The organism is Leisingera aquaemixtae, assembly GCF_019801145.1.
Taxonomy (GTDB): Bacteria; Pseudomonadota; Alphaproteobacteria; order Rhodobacterales; family Rhodobacteraceae; genus Leisingera; species Leisingera aquaemixtae_A.
Map to the genome: position 1 here is coordinate 156597 of NZ_JAHVJQ010000008.1, position 18863 is coordinate 175459.

25 protein-coding genes are annotated in these 18863 nt (G+C 63.9%); 11 read left to right on the top strand and 14 right to left on the bottom strand.

Annotated features, from left to right (window positions below; all coding sequences use genetic code 11):
- Positions 1-7 precede the first annotated feature (7 nt).
- The 9 genes from rimM to KUW17_RS17525 all read right to left on the bottom strand — a co-directional run bounded on the left by rimM (position 8) and on the right by KUW17_RS17525 (position 6296).
- Complete coding sequence (gene rimM / locus KUW17_RS17485) at positions 8-511, bottom strand: ribosome maturation factor RimM (RefSeq protein WP_222481461.1); 504 nt, start codon at positions 509-511, stop codon at positions 8-10.
- A 153-nt stretch (positions 512-664) separates the two neighbouring features.
- Positions 665-1303, bottom strand: a complete 639-nt coding sequence (gene bluB / locus KUW17_RS17490) for a 5,6-dimethylbenzimidazole synthase (protein WP_222481463.1) — start codon at positions 1301-1303, stop codon at positions 665-667.
- Positions 1304-1307: 4 nt separating this feature from the next.
- Positions 1308-1676: a 30S ribosomal protein S16 gene (rpsP, locus tag KUW17_RS17495; RefSeq protein WP_019296654.1), complete on the bottom strand. Its 369-nt coding sequence runs from the start codon at positions 1674-1676 to the stop codon at positions 1308-1310.
- 61 nt (positions 1677-1737) lie between these two features.
- Positions 1738-2046, bottom strand: a complete 309-nt coding sequence (locus tag KUW17_RS17500; RefSeq protein WP_222481466.1) for a chorismate mutase — start codon at positions 2044-2046, stop codon at positions 1738-1740.
- Positions 2047-2160: 114 nt separating this feature from the next.
- Positions 2161-2763, bottom strand: a complete 603-nt coding sequence (locus KUW17_RS17505) for a GNAT family N-acetyltransferase (RefSeq protein WP_222481468.1) — start codon at positions 2761-2763, stop codon at positions 2161-2163.
- A gap of 61 nt (positions 2764-2824) precedes the next feature.
- On the bottom strand, positions 2825-3442 hold the full coding sequence (locus KUW17_RS17510; protein WP_222481470.1) for a GNAT family N-acetyltransferase: 618 nt from the start codon (positions 3440-3442) through the stop codon (positions 2825-2827).
- A gap of 86 nt (positions 3443-3528) precedes the next feature.
- Positions 3529-4080, bottom strand: coding sequence for a GNAT family N-acetyltransferase (locus KUW17_RS17515; RefSeq protein ID WP_222481471.1), 552 nt, complete (start codon positions 4078-4080; stop codon positions 3529-3531).
- 2 nt (positions 4081-4082) lie between these two features.
- Positions 4083-5603: a signal recognition particle protein gene (gene ffh / locus KUW17_RS17520; protein WP_222481473.1), complete on the bottom strand. Its 1521-nt coding sequence runs from the start codon at positions 5601-5603 to the stop codon at positions 4083-4085.
- Positions 5604-5768: 165 nt separating this feature from the next.
- Entirely contained in the window at positions 5769-6296 is a 528-nt protein-coding gene (locus KUW17_RS17525; protein ID WP_222481475.1) for a hypothetical protein, read from the bottom strand.
- Between the two features lie 277 nt (positions 6297-6573).
- Here KUW17_RS17525 and KUW17_RS17530 point away from each other — a divergent pair, with 277 nt between their 5' ends.
- Both KUW17_RS17530 and KUW17_RS17535 read left to right on the top strand, forming a co-directional pair.
- Entirely contained in the window at positions 6574-8481 is a 1908-nt protein-coding gene (locus tag KUW17_RS17530) for an elongation factor G (protein ID WP_222481477.1), read from the top strand.
- 141 nt (positions 8482-8622) lie between these two features.
- A complete protein-coding gene (locus KUW17_RS17535; RefSeq protein ID WP_222481479.1) occupies positions 8623-9150 on the top strand; it encodes a prolyl-tRNA synthetase associated domain-containing protein in 528 nt (175 codons plus the stop codon).
- On the opposite strand, the gene KUW17_RS17540 is transcribed toward KUW17_RS17535, so the two are convergent.
- Positions 9147-9899: an aspartate/glutamate racemase family protein gene (locus tag KUW17_RS17540; protein WP_222481482.1), complete on the bottom strand. Its 753-nt coding sequence runs from the start codon at positions 9897-9899 to the stop codon at positions 9147-9149. The two genes, KUW17_RS17535 and KUW17_RS17540, sit on opposite strands and share 4 nt — an antisense overlap.
- 124 nt (positions 9900-10023) lie before the next feature.
- The gene (locus KUW17_RS17545) at positions 10024-10605 is read right to left on the bottom strand and encodes an FMN-dependent NADH-azoreductase (protein WP_222481484.1); all 582 of its coding nucleotides are present in this window, start codon (positions 10603-10605) and stop codon (positions 10024-10026) included.
- 126 nt (positions 10606-10731) lie between these two features.
- On the opposite strand from KUW17_RS17545, the gene KUW17_RS17550 reads away from it, so the two are divergent.
- The 3 genes from KUW17_RS17550 (at position 10732) to KUW17_RS17560 (ending at position 13009) form a co-directional block, all read left to right on the top strand.
- Positions 10732-11610, top strand: coding sequence for a LysR family transcriptional regulator (locus KUW17_RS17550; protein ID WP_222481486.1), 879 nt, complete (start codon positions 10732-10734; stop codon positions 11608-11610).
- Entirely contained in the window at positions 11607-12503 is an 897-nt protein-coding gene (locus KUW17_RS17555; RefSeq protein WP_222481488.1) for a DMT family transporter, read from the top strand. The genes KUW17_RS17550 and KUW17_RS17555 overlap by 4 nt, the downstream gene beginning before the upstream one ends.
- Before the next feature lie 95 nt (positions 12504-12598).
- Entirely contained in the window at positions 12599-13009 is a 411-nt protein-coding gene (locus KUW17_RS17560) for a universal stress protein (RefSeq protein ID WP_222481490.1), read from the top strand.
- Between the two features lie 10 nt (positions 13010-13019).
- Here the strand turns inward: KUW17_RS17560 and KUW17_RS17565 are convergent, their stop codons facing one another.
- On the bottom strand, positions 13020-13364 hold the full coding sequence (locus tag KUW17_RS17565) for an ArsR/SmtB family transcription factor (protein ID WP_222481492.1): 345 nt from the start codon (positions 13362-13364) through the stop codon (positions 13020-13022).
- Between the two features lie 90 nt (positions 13365-13454).
- Between KUW17_RS17565 and KUW17_RS17570 the strand changes: the two genes are divergently transcribed.
- The 6 genes from KUW17_RS17570 (at position 13455) to KUW17_RS17595 (ending at position 17230) form a co-directional block, all read left to right on the top strand.
- Positions 13455-14351, top strand: coding sequence for a DMT family transporter (locus KUW17_RS17570; protein WP_222481494.1), 897 nt, complete (start codon positions 13455-13457; stop codon positions 14349-14351).
- 194 nt (positions 14352-14545) lie between these two features.
- Positions 14546-14890, top strand: a complete 345-nt coding sequence (locus KUW17_RS17575) for an AtpZ/AtpI family protein (protein ID WP_222481496.1) — start codon at positions 14546-14548, stop codon at positions 14888-14890.
- A gap of 40 nt (positions 14891-14930) precedes the next feature.
- Entirely contained in the window at positions 14931-15731 is an 801-nt protein-coding gene (locus tag KUW17_RS17580; protein ID WP_019296636.1) for a F0F1 ATP synthase subunit A, read from the top strand.
- A gap of 89 nt (positions 15732-15820) precedes the next feature.
- Positions 15821-16057 (top strand): F0F1 ATP synthase subunit C, encoded by a 237-nt coding sequence (locus KUW17_RS17585; protein ID WP_008553903.1) that lies wholly within the window; start codon positions 15821-15823, stop codon positions 16055-16057.
- An 83-nt stretch (positions 16058-16140) separates the two neighbouring features.
- Positions 16141-16668: a F0F1 ATP synthase subunit B' gene (locus tag KUW17_RS17590; RefSeq protein ID WP_222481499.1), complete on the top strand. Its 528-nt coding sequence runs from the start codon at positions 16141-16143 to the stop codon at positions 16666-16668.
- 4 nt (positions 16669-16672) lie between these two features.
- On the top strand, positions 16673-17230 hold the full coding sequence (locus KUW17_RS17595) for a F0F1 ATP synthase subunit B (protein WP_019296634.1): 558 nt from the start codon (positions 16673-16675) through the stop codon (positions 17228-17230).
- A 128-nt stretch (positions 17231-17358) separates the two neighbouring features.
- On the opposite strand, the gene KUW17_RS17600 is transcribed toward KUW17_RS17595, so the two are convergent.
- Together KUW17_RS17600 and KUW17_RS17605 are read right to left on the bottom strand one after the other, a co-directional pair.
- Complete coding sequence (locus tag KUW17_RS17600) at positions 17359-17841, bottom strand: GFA family protein (RefSeq protein ID WP_222481501.1); 483 nt, start codon at positions 17839-17841, stop codon at positions 17359-17361.
- 154 nt (positions 17842-17995) lie between these two features.
- Positions 17996-18766, bottom strand: a complete 771-nt coding sequence (locus KUW17_RS17605) for a FadR/GntR family transcriptional regulator (RefSeq protein WP_222481504.1) — start codon at positions 18764-18766, stop codon at positions 17996-17998.
- Between the last annotated feature and the right edge of the window lie 97 nt (positions 18767-18863).

Here is an 18863-nt window from a genome sequence, read left to right on the forward strand (position 1 = left end):
TGCCGCCTCAGAACAGCCCTTCGGGCGGGTCGGCGACGATGCGGCCCTGGGTCAGGTCGACGGTCGGCACCGCCTCCAGGGTGAAGGGCAGCAGCACCGTGGCCTTCAGGCCTGGGCCGTGGATTTCCAAGAGATCCGAGGCGCCGTGGTTCTGCACCGATTTCACCGTGCCCAGCAGGGTGCCGCCAGTGTCATAGACTTCCAGCCCGATCAGATCGGCATGGTAGAACTCGTCATCCGGCAGCTGCGGCAGCTGATCGCGGCGGGCAAACAGGCGCAGGCCCTTGATGGCGTCGGCTTCTTCCTTGGTCTCAATACCGCCGAGCAACGCGGCAAAGCCGTTCTTGATCGGGCGGGTGATGGTCAGGGAGTAGGTCTTGGACCCGTCCTCATTGCTGAGCGGCGAGTAATCCTCAATCTCTTCCGGGACCGCACAGAAACTCTTGAGCCGCACCTCGCCGCGCACCCCGAAGGATCCGGAAATGGCGCCTACGCAGATCAGATCGCTCATCGTGTCAGTCCTTTGCACAGAACCCCGCGCGCAGCCATTGGCCGCCGGATTGTTCGCAGAGTTCCACTTGGTGTTTCCGTTCAAAGAAGATGCCCGCGGTAAAGGCCACTGCAACAAAAAACACAAGCCTTATCAACCGTCCCATGACGGGCCTCAGCGGGTTTCAAGCGGCAGGTCCGCCATCCGGCTTTCCCAGCCGGTTTCTTCCAGTTCGGGCGTGTCCGACAGCCGTTCCGGGTAGCCGACGCAGAAATAGCCAATCAGCTGCCAGCCTGCGGGCGCATTGAGGTCGCGGTTCAGCTGATCCGGATCCAGCACCGAAACCCAGCCCAGCCCCAGGCCTTCAGCGCGCAGCGCCAGCCAGAACAGGGTGATGGCGGTGACCACCGAATAGCGGCGCATCTCCGGCATGGTGGCGGCACCCAAGCCGTGGCCTTGGGCGGTCTCATCGTCGCAATAGAAGGCGAGTTGCACGGGGGCTTCGCGCATGCCGGACAGCTTCAGTTCCGCATAGCGTTCGGCCTTTTCACCGGAGTATCCGGTCAGCGCCTGGGCATTGGCGGCTTCGAAATTCTTCAGCGCAGCGGCGCGGGCGGTGTCGCTTTCCACCCGCAGGATGCGCCAGGGTTCGCTCAGGCCCACGGAAGGCGCGAGCGGAATGGCAGAGAGGCAGCGCATCAGCACTGCCTCCTCCACCGGATCGCTGCGGAACCGGCGCACGTCGCGCCGGAGCCGCATCAGCAGATCAAGCTGGCTGCGGAACTCTTCGGGAAAAGCGCCCCGCAGCTCCACGGAATTATTCCGCGTCTGCAGCTGCTTCGGCAGCTTCAGCAGCCTTTGCAGCTTTCTCTTCGGCGCGCTCCTGGGCTTTCTTGCCCGGGGTGCCTTTTTTCGGGTTGCTGCGCTCGGCCTTGGCGCGGACGCCTGCGGCTTCCAGCATGCGGGCGATACGGTCGGTCGGCTGCGCGCCCTGGTCCAGCCAGTGCTGCACGCGCTCCAGGTCCATTTTCACGCGGTCTTCCGAATCTTTCGGCAGCAGCGGGTTGTAGGTGCCCAGCTTCTCGATGAAGCGGCCGTCGCGCGGCATGCGGCTGTCGGCAGCCACGATGCGGTAGAAGGGACGCTTTTTAGAGCCGCCGCGGGCCAGACGGATTTTCATTGCCATGGGTACATCTCCTTTGATGGCGTTGTCCGGGGTATGCCCCGGTTGTTCCTGTTGTTTTTTGTTATTCTTGGTGTTTCTTGTGGTGGCGGATGACTTCATCGATGATGAAGTTCAAAAATGCCTTGGCGAATTCAGGGTCCAGATCGGCCTGCTGCGCCAGGTCTTCGAGCCGAGCGATCTGCGCCGCTTCGCGGGTGGGATCGGACGGGGGAAGGTCGTGTTCGGCCTTGAGCCGGCCCACCGCCTGGGTGTGCTTGAACCGCTCGCCCAGAGTATAGACGAGGATCGCATCCAGACGGTCGATGCTTTCGCGGTGGCCCTTCAGCAGCTGGGCTGCGCGGGCAACGGGGTCTTGGGTATCTGTTGTCATCGGGGTCTCCGCAACGCAGCAGGCCGGGGTGCCGTCAAGGGGGTGCCGCGCGTGCACCAGCCGTGCACCGCCGGTGCACCGCCGCCGCGCAGCAAAAGGGTATCCGCACGCAGATCAGTCAATCGCCCAGCCCTCCGGTTTGAAGAGCGGATCAGCGTAATGGCTGATTTCCATTTCGATCCCATGCGCAATCTGGCTGTCCTTCAGGGCGTCCGGTGCGGGATGGCGGTAGACGGCATCATTGCCGTCAATGGTGGCGGCACCGTGGTCTTTCCTGGCGCCGAGCCGCTCCGCGAGCCGGATCGAGTCGAGATTCTTGGGGTCGATATAGCTGACCGCCGTCTCCCAGCCCAGTTTTGAATAGAAATGCTGGCGGGCGGCATGGGCCGCCTCCAGCGCATAGCCCTTGCCGGCCGCGCCGGGCCAGATGATCCAGGCGATCTCGCGCTCAGGCCAGCCCGCGGGCTGCCAGCCGCCGGCCATGCCGTAAGTCTCGCCGCTGTCCTTGTCGTGGATCATCCACATGCCGAAGCCGCGCACCTGCCAGTGGCCGATCTCGGCGGCATAGAGCATCCAAGCCTCGTAGGGGTTCAGCGGCCCGCCCATAAAACGCGAGCGGTAGGAGCTGAACGTGGCCTTGAAGTCAGGATAGTCCTGCGGCTCAGGGCCGCGCAGCACTAGGCGGCGGGTTTCGATCACCGGGATGTCAAACGGCATCAGCGCGCTCCTCCCAGCAGAAGGGCGCGGCAAGGCCGGGATATGACGGCAAGCAGGCGCATCAGTGCAGCAGCCCCTGTGCAGCGCTAGGGGCGGACATGCGGGACGGGGGCATGTGGCGCCAGGCCCGGATGTTGGGCGCGGGCTGCAGGCGGAAGGAAACCAGCCGCTCAGGGTGCGCGCCGATGCGGCGAGCCAAGGCGACGGAGGCGTCGTTTTCCTCTGGCACATAAGAGACAATGCTGTCCCAGCCGGCCTCGGAGAACAGCCAGTCCAGCACGCATTGCGCCGCTTCGCTGGCATAGCCCTTGCCCTGTCCGCTTTCCATCAGGTGCCAGGACAGTTCCGGTTCCGGCCAGCCCTGGGGGAACCAGGGGCCGACCAACCCGACGGTCTGACCGGTGCTGCGTTCCACAACCGCAAACAGGCCGTAGCCGTGCAGATGCCAGTGGCCGATGATGGTTGCAATCGACCACCACAGCGAGTCCGGATCGTTTGCCGCATCAATGAAGCGCGGCGTGCCCGGCGTCAGAAAGGCTGCATTGGCGTCAAATTCCGGATCGGCCGGCGACACCAGCATGAGGCGCTTGGAGGCAAGCCGCGGATACGGCCTTTGCGCGTCGTTCATTTCATACCCCTTTACCCGGGCGGCGGGCCGCCCGGCATCTTTTTCACCCATCCGGTGAAGGAGTATCGAGGAGACTGCGTAATTTTCCGTTAAACGGCGGCTTGCGGCGGTCCGGTCCGCGCGGAACTGATGGCAGGTCATGCGTAGGCCTCCATCCCGCCGTCGCAGGGCGAAACCGGGGCAGGGTGGCGGTAGACCAGCTCGCGCCCGTGTTTGGGATTGTCGAACTCCGCCTCGAAAACCGCGCCCAGACGTTCAGCCAGGGCCACCGATCGGGTGTTGCCCGGAAAGATATTGGAGCAAAGCGCCGGCAGGCCCATGACCTCGTAGGCGTGGGTGCGGGCTGCCAGTGCGGCCTCGGCCATGATGCCGCGGCCTTCGCCGGCCGGGAACGCGACCCAGCCCAGTTCCGGCTCCGGCCAGCCTTCGGGCTGCCAAATGCCGGTGATGCCAAGCGCCGCGCCTGTTTCCTTGCAGGTGATGGTCCAGAATCCGAAACCGCGCATCGCCCAGTGGCCCACCGACATGGTGAACCAGCGCCAGGCCTCGTTGCGGTCGAGCGGACCGCCAAACCCCCAGGAGCGCGCCTCATCCGCGAAGAACGCCGCCACCGGCCCGAAGTCCGCCGCCTCCGGTCCGCGCAGGACCAGGCGTTCGGTTTCAAGCTGAGGGATGGCGGGGAGCTGCATGCTTACTTCTTCTTGCCAAATCCGCTGAGGCCCGCGGGCAGGCCCATGCCGCCGCCGAGGCCGGGGAGGCCGCCGGGCAGACCGCCTTTGCCGCCCATGGCCTTGGCCGCCGCTTCCAGCGCCTTGGGGTCCATCTGGCTGGGGTCCATGCCGCCCATATCCGGCATGCCGCCCTTGCCGAACATGCCCTTCATGGCCTGTTTCAGCATCTTGCCTTTGCCCATCTTGCCCATCTTCTTCATCACATCGGCCATCTGCCGGTGCATCTTCAGAAGCTTGTTGAGGTCGGAGACCTCCATGCCGGAACCGGCCGCGATGCGTTTCTTGCGGGAGGCCTGCAGCAGGGCGGGGTTGGCGCGTTCTTTCTTGGTCATCGACTGGATCATGGCGATCTGGCGCTTCAGCACCTTGTCGTCCATGCCCGCGTCCTGCACCTGCTTGGCCATTTTGCCCATGCCGGGCATCATTTGCATCATGCCCTCCATGCCGCCCATCTGGAGCATCTGTTCAAGCTGCATCTTCAGGTCGTTCATGTTGAACTGACCCTTCATCATGCGCTTCATCATCTTCTCGGCCTGTTCGGCCTCGATGGTTTCCTGGGCCTTCTCGACCAGCGCCACGATGTCGCCCATGCCGAGGATGCGGCCGGCGATCCGGTCCGCCTCGAAGGTTTCAAGGGCGTCCATTTTCTCGCCCAGGCCGACAAAGCGGATCGGCTTGCCGGTGACCGCGCGCATCGACAGGGCGGCACCGCCGCGGCCGTCGCCGTCCATCCGGGTCAGCACCACGCCGCTGATGCCGATCTTGGCGTCGAATTCCTCGGCCACCTCAACGGCGACCTGGCCGGTCAGGCCATCGACCACCAGCAGGGTTTCGCGCGGGGAGACCACGTTGCGGACGTCCTCGACCTCCTGCATCAGAGTCTCGTCGATGTGCAGGCGGCCGGCGGTGTCCAGCATGTAGACGTCGTAGCCGCCCAAGGTCGCCTGCTGCTTGGCGCGCTTGGCGATGTCGACGGGTTTCTGGCCCGGCACGATCGGCAGGGTGTCGACGCCGATCTGGACGCCCAGCACCGCCAGTTGGTCCATCGCCGCCGGGCGGTAGACGTCGAGCGAGGCCATCAGGACCTTCTTGCCCTCTTTCTCCTTCAGCCGCTTCGCCAGCTTGCCGGTGGTGGTGGTCTTGCCCGAGCCCTGCAGGCCGACCATCAGGACGGGCGCGGGCGGGTTGTCGACCTTGAGCTTGCCGGGGTCTTCGTCGCCGCGCAGCACGTCGACCAGCGCGTCATGGACGATCTTCACCACCTGCTGGCCCGGGGTCACCGATTTGGTGACAGCCTGGCCGGTGGCCTGCTCCTGCACCTTCTTGATGAAGTCGCGGGCAACCGGCAGCGAGACGTCGGCCTCAAGCAGGGCGACGCGGACTTCGCGCAGGGCGGATTTGACGTCCTCCTCGTTGAGGGCGCCTTGCTTGGTGAGCCGGTCAAAGACGCCGGAAAGGCGTTCGGATAGATTTTCAAACATGCCTGCGGCCTCCTAATGCCGGTTTCAACGTGTGGCGCCCCCGTATGTAGGGGACAAGCGATCCATGCGCAAATGCCCCCACGGGCGTAACACGCTGGTGGGGGGCGATCCCTGGCACGGGCAGGGACCGGAAGACTCAAGGACTCCCGGATGTTTGGGCAGGCCTTACGCGGAATGGCCGCCGGAGTCAACCATTGCGGGGCCGGCGGCGGGAAGCCATGCGTTGATTGCATCACTCAGGCGCTGCGGGCCGCGGCCGTTGGTGTAGGCCTCGACCACCGGGTGGCGGCCGGCGCTCATGCCGCCGTCCAGCACCAGGACGGGGCGGAAGAGCGTGCGGGTGCGGCCCTCGCTGCGGCTGGTGGTGCTTTCCACTTCGGCATGGGACAGGTCGGCAAGGCGGTGCTCCACCCGGCTGTAGCCGAACACCGACTGGCGCCGGATCAGGATGCTGCCGCCGGGCCGGTCGAGGATCACCTGCACCCGGCGCACGAACAGGCAGAAAGCCAGCGCCCCCATGCCGCCGCCAACAAGGGCGAAGATGAGCCCGGGCAGGATCAGGTCGCCGCCCTGGCTGAGCATACCAATACCGGCGCCGGCAAAGGCCAGAATGAATAGGACAAGCATGATGCCGATCAGCCAGGGGGTGTCGGACAGTATCAGCTGCTCAGGCGTGTTGCGGGTGATTTTCATGAGGCCAGCTTACCTTGGGGAAGTTCCGGTAGGAGGGGAAAGTGGCGCCCGAAACGTCAAAACCATGCGCGAGGGCCGCCGCTACGCCCTCTGCGTGCTTGACTCGGCAGGGGCTGCTTGGCCAACATCAGGAGGTTGGCCCTTTGCCGTCCGCTTACCGGCCAGGGGCTGCCCGCGAGGGCACCGAGGCAGATCTTCAGCACAGGCACGTCACGCGAACCTCCGGGTCCGCGCTCCTCTCCGGGCAGCCGCATCAGCTAAGGGAGGATCTGAGAACATGCGCGTTTTCACTATTCTGGGACCGTCGCAGTCCGGCAAATCAACGCTGGCTTCGGCGCTGGCCCATTTGGACAGTGCCGCTGGCAAACGGCAGGAGGTTGCAGGCGTCGCCGCTTTGCAGCCTTTTTCATTTATGGGGGAAGACTGGGCCGCGATCGACATCGCGGGCGGTGCCGACAATCTGGCGCAGGCAGGGCCGGCGCTGGCCGCCAGTGATGCCGCCGTCCTCTGCGTTCCGGCCGATGCCGGCGCTGCGGTGCTGAGCGCGCCGTATCTGCGCAAGCTGGAGGAGGCGGGGATCCCCGCCTTTATTTTTGTCAACCGGATGGACCAGGCAGCGGACCGGGTGGCGGAAATCGTTGCCGCGCTTCAGGCCTATTGCAGCCACAACATCATCCTGCGGCAGGTGCCGATCCGCGAGGATGGCCAGGTTGTGGGTGCTGTGGATCTGATCTCCGAACGCGCCTGGCAGTATCAGGAGGGCAAGCCCTCGGCGCTGATCGAGCTGCCGGTGGCGATGTATGCCCGCGAGCAGGAAGCGCGGACCGAACTGCTGGAGGCGCTGGCCGATTTCGACGACACGCTGCTGGAGGAGCTGATCGAGGATCAGAAGGTGATGCCGGAAGAGGTCTATGACGTGGCCACCAAGGTGCTGCAGCACAATGACCTGATCCCGGCGCTGATGGGATCGGCCGAGCACAAGAACGGCATCTTGCGGCTGATGAAATCGCTGCGCCACGAGGCGCCCGATGTCGGTGTCGCGCTGGAGCGGCTGTCGCAGGGCGGCAAGGTGGTCGCTGTCGGCTGCATGGCCGATCTGGTCAAGCATCTGGGCAAGACGGTGATGGTGCGCGCATTGGATGGCAAGGTCGGCAATGGCCTTTCGGTTGGCGGCGCGGCGATTGGAGCGCTGACCGGCGTCGGATCGGCGGCCAATACCAGCCTGACGCCGGGCGACATGGGGCAAGCGGTGAAATCGGACCATCTGAACCTTGGTTATGCCTACGGGCCGGAAGGTGCAGCACCGCTGCCGGACTGGGCGCAGCCGCGGCCCTCGGTTTTCCGGCGGGTGATCACCCCGGTGAACGAGCGTGACGACGCCCGCCTGTCGGGTGCGCTGGAGCGGCTGGCGGAGATCGACCCGGCCTTGAAGGTGGGGCAGGATGAGGCCAGCGGCCATGTGCTGCTGAATTTGCAGGGGCCGCTGCACATGCGCCGCATCAAGCAGACTTTGCAGGACGAGTTCGGCGTCGAGGTCGAAGAAGCACCGGTGCCGCCGGCGCTGCGCGAGACCATAAAGAAATCCGTGCAAGTGCATCACCGCCACCGCAAGCAGTCGGGCGGCGCCGGGCAGTTTGCCGATGTGGTTATCGAGGTGAAGCCTCTGCCGCGCGGCAGCGGGTTCGTGTTCGAGGAAACGGTGAAGGGCGGCGCGGTGCCCAAGAACTACATCCCCTCGGTCGAAGCGGGCGCGCGCGAGGCGCTGGCACTGGGTCTGAACGGCCACCCGGTGGTGGATGTCTGCGTGACGCTGAAGGACGGCAAGCACCATTCGGTCGACAGCTCCGACTATGCCTTCCGCACCGCGGGCAAGAACGCAGTGAAAGAAGCTCTGGGTGAGGCCGGGCTGACCCTGCTGCAGCCGATCATGCGGGTGCATATCCATGTGCCATCGGTGTTCACCGGCGGGCTGGTGCCGGTGGTGAGCGGCATGAAGGGGCAGATCCTGGGCTTTGAGGCTGAGGAGGGCGCTGCGGGCTGGGACGTGTTCGAGACGCTCTTGCCGATGTCGGCGCAGGATGAACTGTGCAGCACCCTGGCCAGCGCCACCCGCGGCACCGGCTGGTTCAGCACCGATTTCGACCACTACGAGGAGGCGCGAAGGGCAGATTTCGCCGAGGCCTGATGCGGCCTGGCGGCGGGCGGCAGCGCCCGCCCTCCACTGCGATGGCGCAAAACGGGGTGCAAGGGGCGGAACAGCACTTGCGCCCCGGCGCTGTTTTTTGTGATCTGCACGGCAACCCGGAACGGCTTGCGGAGAAAGATCATGGATGCGTCATCGGCCTATCAGGACAGCCTGCCCATTTCCTCGGACGCGCTGCTGAAGCAGCTGGATGATTGGGGCATTGCTTATCAGCTGCATACCCATGTGCCGCTGCGCACGGTGGAGGATGCCAAGGGTGTCGAGGAGCAGTTCATGGTGCCGGGCGAAAACGCGCTGCGGCTGAAGAACCTGTTCCTGCGCGACAAGAAGAAGCGGAATTACCTGGTGACGCTGCAGCAGGACCGCGAGATCGACCTGAAGTCGCTGGGCGCGGAGATCGGCGCAGGCAACCTGTCCTTTGGTTCAGCCGACCGGCTGATGGAGAACCTCGGCATCCGCCCCGGCGCAGTCAGCCCGCTGGCGATGATCACCGGCGCGGAGAAGGGCGTCACCTTCTATATGGATGCGCAGGCGCAGGAGGCCGACGTGATCTATATGCACCCGCTGGTCAACGACCGCACGGTGGCAATGAAGCGCGATGATGTGATGGCGTTCTTTGAACGCATCGGTGTTGAGGTGCGCTGGGTTTAAGCTCCCTTTTCATCCTCCAGCGCCAGATCCAGCGCGGCGGCGACATGGGCGGCGGAGGGGTTCACGAACAGGAAGCCGCCGGCCTCGAAGCTGACGTCGTCGATGTGATCGGGAAAGGCCAGCGGCAGCTCGGTGCAGGCCAACAGGACGGCAGTGCCCGGCTGGGCGTGTTTCTGGCAGAACCGCAGCAGGCGGTCCTGTGCGCCGCTGGATGCGCCGCCGTAGAAATCCTCGTCGATCATGGCCTGCATTTCTGCGATCTCGTCCTGCGGCAGGGTATCATTTGCTTTGACGACCTGTGCGGCAAGCACGTTGGCATAGTTGCGGGCCTGCATGGTGACGGCGGTGCCCAGCACCAGTGCGCGGGTGGCGCCGGTTGCAGCGGTGGCTATTGCCGTGGCGTCGAAGATGCTGAGGACCGGCATCATCACGCCTTCGCGGATCGCGTGCAGGCGTGCGTGCGGGGTGTTGGAGGCAATGATGGCGAAGTCGCAGCCGGCCCGCTCCAGCGTCAGCATCGCCTCGCGGAAGACGGCGTCGAAGGCGGCCCAGCTGGCCTCATCCCCCGGGCGGCCGCGCAACGCGCGGGTCTGCGCCTGCACCACGGATTCGATGGTGATCGGCGGCACCGGCAGCGGCGAGCCCGCACCGCGGCCTGCAAAGAACCGCCCGGCGCCTTCGCAAAGGGCGCGGTAATAGTCGATGGTGGAAGCCCAGCCGACGCCGCCGAGAATGCCGATCTTCTTCATCAAATCACCTGACCTTGAAATGCGGATACGGGCAGAGTGGCATGGCGGCAGCCGGCCGCCAAACGTTAAAATGCCGCCAGCCGGGGGGGGGGCGGCTGACGGCAGGTGCGCAGGGCAGCGGGGGTCAGGCTGCCAGCGCCTCGATCTGGGTTTTTGCCTTTGCCAGGGCGCTGTCGGCGTCAACCATCAGGGCGTCGGCGGCGACGATCTCAACCTCGGTGATGCCGATGAAGCCCAGCACGTGGCGCAGATAGGTGGTGGCAAAGTCGATGTCGGACCCGGCCTGGGTGCCGCCGGAGGCCACCGCGATGATGGCGCGCTTGCCTTCCAGGAGGCCGATGGGGCCGGTTTCCTCGTAGCGGAATGTGACGCCGACGCGGGCGACCAGGTCGATCCAGGCCTTGAGCGTGGAGGGCACCGAGAAGTTGTAGATCGGCGTGCCGATCACGATGGTGTCGGCCTGTTTCAGCTCCTCCACCAGCGAGTCGGAGAGGGCGAGCAGCTGTTTGTCTGCCTCGCTGCGCTGGTCGGCGGGGGTGAAGTTGGCCCCGATCCAGGCGCCGTCCAGCAGCGGCAGCGGCGCGGCCAGGTCGCGGCGGATCACATTGTCCGCGCCCAGTCGGGCGGTGATCTGTGCGGAGAGGTCGCGGCTGACCGAGCCTTCGGTGCGGGCGGAGGAGTCGATGTGGAGAACGGTGGTGGTCATGGTCGTGTTCCTGTGCTTGTTGCTGACAGGAATTTGGGTTATTGCATTTTCGAACTCAACGCCGCTTTGCCCACAGGATTTGTGCGCTGGTGCGCAGTTGGTGCGTCTGGAGGCAAGGAGGCTGCCATGGACAATTGGGATGAGGTCCGCACTGCATACCAGGTGGCCAGGATGGGCACGGTCAGCGGTGCGGCAGAAGTGCTGGGCGTGCATCATGCCACGGTGATCCGCCATATCGACGCGATCGAGGCGCGGCTGGGGGTAAAGCTGTTCCAGCGCCATGCCCGCGGCTACACGCCGACGGAGGCCGGCCAGGATCTCTTGCGGGTGGCGCAGGCGACCGATGACCAGTTCAGCCAGCTGGTGGGGCGGCTGAAGGGGCAGGGCGACGATGTTTCGGGCGAGCTGGTGGTGACCTCGCTGGCGTCTTTCGCACCGATGCTGGTGCCGGCCCTGAAAGACTTTCAGGACATGCATCCCGGGCTGATCATCCGCTATCTGACCGGCGACCGGCTGTTCCGGCTGGAATACGGCGAGGCGCATGTGGCCGTGCGGGCGGGAAACGCGCCGGATCAGCCGGACAACGTGGTGCAGCCTTTCATGAAGCAGCAGGTGGGGCTCTATGCCGCCAAATCCTATGTCGAGAAATACGGCGTGCTGCAGGGGGTGGAGGACATGGCCAACCACCGGTTCATCGGCAATGACGATGAAAACAGCCGCGCCCCGTTTTCGCGCTGGCTGCGGGCCAATGCGCCGGCAGAGGCAATTTCCTTCCGCTGCTCCAACGGCTTCACCATGCAAAACGCGGTGCGCAGCGGCGCCGGGATCGGCTTCATGGCGGCCTGGGAGGCGCGGCAGCAGCCGGATATGGTGGAAATGATGGCGCCGCAGGAAGAATGGGAGGGCACCCTTTGGCTGGTGACCCATGTGGACCTGCACCGCACCACCAAGGTGCAGACCTTCCTGAAGTTCCTTAAGGAACAGGCCAAGGACTGGCAGCTGTGAGCGAGGCGCTGCGCGGGCATCTGGCGATGCTGCTGTTTTCGGCGCTGGTGGCGGGGTCGTTCTCGCTGGGCGTGATGGTGGCGAATGAGATCGCCCCCGCGGCGCTGAACGCGGCGCGGTTCGGCATTGCCGCGGTGGTGATCGGCGTTGCGGCGCTGGCGACCTCCGGGATGCAGCGCGCGCATTTCCGGGCGCCCTGGCGGTTTGCAGTGCTGGGCGGACTGTTCGGCGGTTATTTCGTGCTGATGTTCTACGGGCTGCAGACGGCGGCGCCGGTCAGCGCGGCGGCGGTGTTCACGCTGGTGCCGGTGATGAGCGCGGGCTTCGGCTGGCTGCTGCTGCGGCAGGTGACCACCCGCTGGATGGCGCTGGCCCTGTCGATTGGCGCCGCCGGTGCGGTCTGGGTGATCGTGCGCGGCGACCTGGGCGCCTTGGCGGCGTTCCAGATCGGCCAGGGCGAGATCATCTATTTCTGGGGCTGCGTGCTGCACGCCATCTACACCCCGATGGTGCGCAAGCTGAACCGGGGCGAGCCGGCGGTGGTGTTCACTTTCGGCATGCTGCTGGCGGGCGGTGCGCTGCTGGCCGCGTTCGGCTGGCAGGATATTCTGGCCACCGATTGGATGCAGCTGCCGGGCATTGTCTGGATCGGCCTGGTCTATCTGGCGGTTTTTGCCAGCTCTGCCACCTTTGTGCTGTTGCAGTACGCCACCCTGAGGCTGCCCTCGGCCAAGGTGATGGCCTATACCTATCTGACCCCAAGCTGGGTGATCCTGTGGGAGATCGCGCTGGGCCGCGGCGCGCCGCCGGGCATGGTTCTGATCGGGGTGGTGATGTCAGTGGCCGCGCTGGTGATGCTGCTGGAAGGAGATGCCAAGCCGGTGCGCGCCTGAGCGCCGCCCCGTGGCGCGCTTGCGGCAAGTCAACATAAGCCCCTTGTTTTCCGCTATACTGGCCCTGAGGGACGCGTCAGGAGAAGGAGGGAAGAATGTTCAAGCATATCATGGTGCCCGTCGACCTGCACATGCCCCCGGCTGTCAAGAAGGCCATAAACGTTGCGGCGGATTTCGCCAAGAACCACGGGTCGCGCGTGACGCTGGTTCATGTGACGGATCAGCAGGTCAAGGGCGCGCATACCGTGGGCTCATCCGGCGATGAACTGGCTGAGCTTGCCAGCAAGGTTGCCGAGAGCAGCGGCGCAAGGGTCGAGGGGCTGCCGATCTATTCCGTAGATGTCGGGTCGGAGATCGACTCCATTTTGACCCGGACCGCGAAAGAGCTTGAAGTGGACCTGATCGTGGTTGCGACGCATATGCCCGGCATCCTGGACTATGTATTTTCGTCCCATGCCAGCCACCTGGTGCTGCATTCCGAAATTTCGGTGTTTGTCGTCCGCTAAGTTTCTGCCCCTAGGTTTCGGTAGGGGCGTCCTCTGACAGGTGCTCTGCCGCCAGGAAACGTTCGAAAGCATCCAGGTTCACCGGCTCGAACTGGCCAAAGCCCTGCATCCACACGGAAGCAGCCCGCATCGCGTCGGGCTGCAGCTTGCACCATTTGACACGGCCGCGCTTCTCCTGCGCGATCAGCCCGGCGCGGGTCAGGATCGTCAGGTGCTTGGAAATCGCCGCCAGCGACATCTCAAACGGCTCCGCCACGTCGGTCACTGCCATGTCGTCTTCCAACAGCATGGTCAGGATCGCCCGGCGGGTGGGGTCGGCCAGCGCCGCAAAGACGGTGTCGAGGGTGTCGCTCATGCGTGATACTCCTAAAGGTCAAGAACCGGGTCGACAATCCTGCAAAAGCTGCGATGGATCGGTGCAGGGCATCTTGAGGGGGCGGCAGATATGGCGTTGCGCTATTGGGCGGTGATTTTCATTCTCGGCATCGGCTGGGGTATGTCGTTCATGTTCAACGCCATCCTGCTGCGCGAACTGGGGCCGCTGTCGGTGTCCATGGGGCGGGTCGGGTTCGGAGCGCTGGGCTGCTGGATCTACGTGCTGGCCGCCCGCAAGAAGGTGCCTGCCGGGGCGGGGCGCTGGCTGGCGCTGTTCGGCTTCGGCGCGCTCAGCTATGCAGCGCCCTTTGCCTTCTATGCGCTGGGCCAGCAGCATATCGCCAGCGGCGTGGCGGGGATCGTCAACGCGACCACGCCTGCGCTGGCGGTTGTGGTGTCGCATTTCTGGCCCGGCAGCGAACGGGCGACGGTGCAGAAGTCGCTGGGGGTGCTCTGCGGTTTCCTGGGCATTGTGCTGCTGTCGCTGCCAATTCTGAAGGGCGGGCAGTCCTCAGAAGCCTGGGCCGTGCTGATTACCCTGTGCGCACCGCTGTGCTACGCCTTTTCCGTCAATATCGCGCGCAGCTTCCGGGATATGGAGCCGGTGGTGCTGGTGGCGATTGCGCTGACCGGCTCCACCGCGGCAATTGCGCCGCTGGCGCTTTGGAGCGAGGGGCTGCCGGTGATCACCCGGATGGAAACCTGGGCGTCGCTCTTGATGATCGGCTTTGTGCTGACCTCGGCCGCCTTCATCGCCTTTTACTGGGTGCTGCCCAAAGTGGGGCCGACCAACATCACGATGCCGACGCTGATTGCGCCGGTCTCGGCGCTGTTTCTGGGCACCTATATCCTGGGCGAGACGCTGCTGGCAGAACACCTGTGGGGCATGGCGGCAATCCTCTTGGGGCTGCTGCTGATCGATGGGCGGCTCGTGCGCTGGCGGCTGGCAAAACCGCCCCTCCGGTAAAATCAACCTTTCGGTTGAATATGGAATCCGGGGCAGTTTGGCGCTAACGGCGGCTGCGGCAGAGCGGCGTGGTGAGTGGCGGTCTGAAAATTATCGTTTGAAAACAGACGCCTGTGCGTATTTTGAATCTTCAATCCTTGTAATTGACTCCTAAGCCCCGTGGCCTTAGCAACCTCTCAGAAATTCGCGTGAGGATGGCGCCCGTGACCGATGACGACCAAAAGCAGCGCATGGCGCAGCTTGAGGAGAAATTGGCGGCGGCGCGTAAGGCCCAGGAGCCCAAGCCGCGCGCGGATGAGCATTATTCCCTGGCCAATCAGGCCTGGCGGATGGTGATCGAATTGGTGGCCGGTCTCGGGATCGGCTTTGGCATCGGATATGGGCTGGACCACCTGTTTGGAACCCTGCCCATCTTCATGGTGCTGTTTATAATGCTGGGCCTGGCGGCTGGGGTGAAGACGATGCTTCGCACCGCGCAAGAGATCCAGGAACAGAAACTGGCCGATGAGGCCGACAAAAATGCGCAAGACCGGGACTGATCCGACGGGATCGGCGACCGGCGACAGGAGAAGCGGACCGATGGGCAAAATTTTCTTTTTCGCAGCTCTGGCACTGGTAGTTGTGTCGGGTCTGATTTTCGCTCCGGCGGAAGCAAAGCTGGCGATCCACCCGATGGATCAGTTCCAGGTGAGCGCGCTGTTCGGCGATCACATCTCCTGGTACACCCCGACCAACGTGACCCTGTGGATGGCACTGGCCGTTGCTGCCGTGTTCGCGCTGCTGGTTCTGGGCTCTTCGCGCCGCGCTATCGTGCCGGGCCGCGCCCAGTCGGTTGCGGAACTGGCCTATGGCTTTATCTACAAGATGGTTGAGGACGTTGCCGGCAAGGACGGCGTCAAGTTCTTCCCCTACATCATGACCCTGTTCATGTTCATCGTGATGGCCAACTTCCTGGGCCTGATCCCCGGCTCCTTCACCACCACCTCGCATATCGCGGTGACCGCGGTTCTGGCTGCGCTGGTGTTCGTGACCGTGACCGTCGTTGGCTTCGTCAAGAACGGTGTTGGCTTCCTGGGCCTGTTCTGGGTGTCGAGCGCGCCGCTGGCGCTCCGCCCGGTCCTGGCCATCATCGAGCTGATTTCCTACTTCGTGCGCCCCGTCAGCCACTCCATCCGTCTTGCCGGTAACGTGATGGCGGGCCACGCGGTTCTGAAAGTGTTCGCAGGCTTTGCCGCAGCACTGGGCATGTTCAGCTTCCTGCCGATTTTTGCCATCACCGCGGTTTACGCACTCGAAGTTCTGGTGGCCTTCATCCAGGCCTACGTCTTCACCATCCTGACCTGCGTGTACCTGAAGGATGCACTGCACCCGAGCCACTAAGGCCAGGATCTGAAAAGCTAATCGGGCGGCGCCCTGACCGGCCCCGCCCACTCTAGAAATCACCACATTCCATCGTAAGGAGAGAAATCATGGAAGGCGATATCGCACAACTCGGTCAGTTCGTCGGCGCAGGCCTGGCAGCAATCGGTTCCGGCGCAGCCGCAATCGGTGTGGGCCACGTGGCTGGCAACTTCCTGGCAGGCGCTCTGCGTAACCCGTCGGCAGCTGCCGGCCAGACCGCAACCCTGTTCATCGGCATCGCGTTTGCAGAAGCACTGGGCATCTTCTCGTTCCTGGTCGCTCTGCTGCTGATGTTCGCCGTCTAAGACCTTAGGAACCTATTTCCTTACGGCCGGGCAGTGCAGATCCTGTGCTGCCCGGTGTAACGGCAAGTTCCTGGGAGGACGACATGGCATCAAATACGCAAGAGGCAGCACACGGCGGCGGTTCCGCAATGCCGCAGCTGGACTTCTCGACCTTCGGGAACCAGATCTTCTGGCTCGTGGTCGCCCTGGTCGTGATCTACCTCATTCTGTCGCGCGTCGCGCTGCCCCGCATCGCAGCGGTGCTGGCCGAGCGTCAGGGGACCATCACCAACGACCTCGCCGCGGCTGAAGACCTGAAAGCCAAGGCTGTCGAGGCCGAAAACGCATATAACAAAGCTTTGGCGGATGCCCGTGCGGAAGCGCAGCGCATCGCTGCCGAGACCCGCGCCGAGATCCAGGCCGGGCTGGATGAGGCCATCGCCAAAGCAGACGAGCAGATCGCTGCCAAGGCCGCCGAATCCGAAAAGGCTATCGCCGAAATCAAGGCTGGCGCGCTGGAAAGCGTGAAGGCCGTGGCCACCGATACCGCAGAAGCGCTGGTTTCTGCTCTGGGCGGTTCGGCAGACAAAGACGCAATTGCCGCGGCAGTTGCCGAGCGGACGAAAGGATAAGGACATGCGCAATATTCTCGCTCTTGCCCTGACCCTTGGCGCGGCTTCGCCCGCGTTTGCTGCCGGCGGCGGCATGGACCTGTCCAACACCAACCTGGTTGTTGCGCTGGCGTTCATCCTGTTCATCGGCATCCTGCTGTTTGCCAAGGTGCCGTCGCTGCTGGCTGGCCAGCTCGACAACCGCGCCGAAGGCATCCAGAAGGAACTGGACGAAGCCCGCGCCCTGCGTGAAGAGGCCCAGACCGTTCTGGCGTCTTATGAGCGCAAGCAGCAGGAAGTTCAGGCCCAGGCCGACCAGATCGTTGCTGCCGCCCGTGACGAAGCTGCCCGTGCAGCTGAGCAGGCCAAGGCCGATCTGCAAACCTCCATCGCCCGCCGTCTGGCGGCGGCCGAGGAGCAGATCGCTTCGGCCGAAGCTTCGGCTGTGAAGGAAGTGCGCGACCAAGCGATCTCCATCGCTGTTGCCGCTGCGGACCAGGTGATCTCCAAGCAGATGACCGCCGCCGAGGCCAACAAGCTGATCGACGCCGCCATCGCGGATGTGGACGCCAAGTTGCACTAAGCCTGTGCTGATACAGACAAGTTAAAAGAACCCGGTCCGAGTGGCCGGGTTTTTTGTTTGGGGAAGGGGCGTTTTGAGCCCAATACGGCCACGCGGAGGCGGACTATTTTGCGCTTGGCAGTGCGAATTCACTGAGCGCCAAAACGCCTCAAAATCGCCTCGCGTTCCTCGTGGTTTTCGTCCGACAGTATCTCGATGAAGCCATCTTCGTATTGCTCGCGCGGGAGGTTATCCCTCACGTCGAACCACGGAATTCTGCTCTCCACGCCATAATGGCGCTCCGGTGGAAGGCTTTCTGGGTGGTCAAGGCTCGAAATCGTAATGATGGTCCAATCCGACCATTCCTTTATAAGTGGCTGGTACAGCAAATATGTGCCGCAGTCTGCGCAGAAGCCTCGCTCCACGATGGGCGAGGACCCGTAGAACTTTGGTTCGCCGTGTGTGAACCGAAGCGCATCTCGTGACAGAAATGCGCCCGCAATGACTGGCGCTCCACTTGCCTTTTGACATGTCCGGCAGTGGCAGTAATGCGCATCGAAAAGTGGTCCTCTCACCTCGTAGCGCACTGTGTCACACAGGCATCCGCCTGTGAAAATTTCAGACTTCATCATAGAGAACACCTCCCGTGAGAAGTTGTTTCTCAGATTATACTGCGTAGCATGTTTGTCGAAAATGGTTTGGAAACTGTGCTGACCCACGCTCCCCTGTCCATGATGTCAAATTGAACGGCAGCAACGTCCCGCATTTCGGCCATTGGCCTTTCCTTCACCCCTTGCCCGTCTCATGCTCCAGCCGCTGCCGGGCCACCTCGGCGTTACGCTCAGCCCTCTGATGGTCGGTGAGGGCCTGTTTCACATAGTCCAGATGCGCCTCGACCGCGGTGCGGGCGGCTTGCGGGTCGCGGGCCTGCAGGGCGGCGTTGATGGCGCGGTGCTGTTCCAAGAGCGCCTCATAGGTGGTGTGCTGCTGGAACATGATCCGGCGGTTATAGAAGACGCCCTCACGCAACAGATCGAACATCGAGCGCATCATGTGCAGCATGATCACGTTGTGGCTGGCGTCCATGATGGCGGAGTGGAACTGGGCGTCGAGCTGAGCTGCTTCCTCGGACACGGCGGGATTTCCGGCCGCTTCCATCTTGTCAAAGATCGCCTGGATCACTTGCAGGTCATAATCTGACCCGAACCGGGCGGCGCGTTCCGCGGCGAGCCCCTCCATGTCGCGGCGGAAGGAGAGATAGTCGAACACTGCCTCGTCATGGGTGGCGAACAGCTGGATCAGGGCGGGGGAGAAGGCGGAGCCGAGAACATCGGCGACAAACACACCGGAGCCGGCCTTGGAGGCCAGCAGGCCGCGCGCCTGCAACTCGCTGATGGCATCGCGCAAGGAAGGTCGGGAGACGCCGAGCCGTTCCGCCAGTTCCCGTTCGGCTGGCAGCCGTTCGCCGGGCGACAGGATGCCGCGCAGGATCAGCTGCTCGATCTGCTTGACGACGGAGGCGGAGAGTTTTTCGGGCTGGACTTTCTGGAATGGCATCTGGTCGCTCTGGCGGATTGGTCAATTTATATGACCACGCGGGAGGTTCCGCCGCAAGGGCTGGCGGCATCACGAAGGCTGTAACAATAGGTCAGTA

Bases quoted from the DNA above. Each gene is read 5' to 3' on its own strand.
- rimM (WP_222481461.1), bottom strand. From the start codon at position 511: ATGAGCGATCTGATCTGCGTAGGCGCCATTTCCGGATCCTTCGGGGTG.
- rpsP (WP_019296654.1), bottom strand. From the start codon at position 1,676: ATGGCAATGAAAATCCGTCTGGCCCGCGGCGGCTCTAAAAAGCGTCCC.
- KUW17_RS17500 (WP_222481466.1), bottom strand. From the start codon at position 2,046: ATGACAACAGATACCCAAGACCCCGTTGCCCGCGCAGCCCAGCTGCTG.
- KUW17_RS17505 (WP_222481468.1), bottom strand. From the start codon at position 2,763: ATGCCGTTTGACATCCCGGTGATCGAAACCCGCCGCCTAGTGCTGCGC.
- KUW17_RS17510 (WP_222481470.1), bottom strand. From the start codon at position 3,442: ATGGGTGAAAAAGATGCCGGGCGGCCCGCCGCCCGGGTAAAGGGGTAT.
- KUW17_RS17515 (WP_222481471.1), bottom strand. From the start codon at position 4,080: ATGCAGCTCCCCGCCATCCCTCAGCTTGAAACCGAACGCCTGGTCCTG.
- ffh (WP_222481473.1), bottom strand. From the start codon at position 5,603: ATGTTTGAAAATCTATCCGAACGCCTTTCCGGCGTCTTTGACCGGCTC.
- KUW17_RS17525 (WP_222481475.1), bottom strand. From the start codon at position 6,296: ATGAAAATCACCCGCAACACGCCTGAGCAGCTGATACTGTCCGACACC.
- KUW17_RS17530 (WP_222481477.1), top strand. From the start codon at position 6,574: ATGCGCGTTTTCACTATTCTGGGACCGTCGCAGTCCGGCAAATCAACG.
- KUW17_RS17535 (WP_222481479.1), top strand. From the start codon at position 8,623: ATGGATGCGTCATCGGCCTATCAGGACAGCCTGCCCATTTCCTCGGAC.
- KUW17_RS17540 (WP_222481482.1), bottom strand. From the start codon at position 9,899: ATGAAGAAGATCGGCATTCTCGGCGGCGTCGGCTGGGCTTCCACCATC.
- KUW17_RS17545 (WP_222481484.1), bottom strand. From the start codon at position 10,605: ATGACCACCACCGTTCTCCACATCGACTCCTCCGCCCGCACCGAAGGC.
- KUW17_RS17550 (WP_222481486.1), top strand. From the start codon at position 10,732: ATGGACAATTGGGATGAGGTCCGCACTGCATACCAGGTGGCCAGGATG.
- KUW17_RS17560 (WP_222481490.1), top strand. From the start codon at position 12,599: ATGTTCAAGCATATCATGGTGCCCGTCGACCTGCACATGCCCCCGGCT.
- KUW17_RS17565 (WP_222481492.1), bottom strand. From the start codon at position 13,364: ATGAGCGACACCCTCGACACCGTCTTTGCGGCGCTGGCCGACCCCACC.
- KUW17_RS17570 (WP_222481494.1), top strand. From the start codon at position 13,455: ATGGCGTTGCGCTATTGGGCGGTGATTTTCATTCTCGGCATCGGCTGG.
- KUW17_RS17575 (WP_222481496.1), top strand. From the start codon at position 14,546: ATGGCGCCCGTGACCGATGACGACCAAAAGCAGCGCATGGCGCAGCTT.
- KUW17_RS17580 (WP_019296636.1), top strand. From the start codon at position 14,931: ATGGGCAAAATTTTCTTTTTCGCAGCTCTGGCACTGGTAGTTGTGTCG.
- KUW17_RS17585 (WP_008553903.1), top strand. From the start codon at position 15,821: ATGGAAGGCGATATCGCACAACTCGGTCAGTTCGTCGGCGCAGGCCTG.
- KUW17_RS17590 (WP_222481499.1), top strand. From the start codon at position 16,141: ATGGCATCAAATACGCAAGAGGCAGCACACGGCGGCGGTTCCGCAATG.
- KUW17_RS17595 (WP_019296634.1), top strand. From the start codon at position 16,673: ATGCGCAATATTCTCGCTCTTGCCCTGACCCTTGGCGCGGCTTCGCCC.
- KUW17_RS17600 (WP_222481501.1), bottom strand. From the start codon at position 17,841: ATGATGAAGTCTGAAATTTTCACAGGCGGATGCCTGTGTGACACAGTG.
- KUW17_RS17605 (WP_222481504.1), bottom strand. From the start codon at position 18,766: ATGCCATTCCAGAAAGTCCAGCCCGAAAAACTCTCCGCCTCCGTCGTC.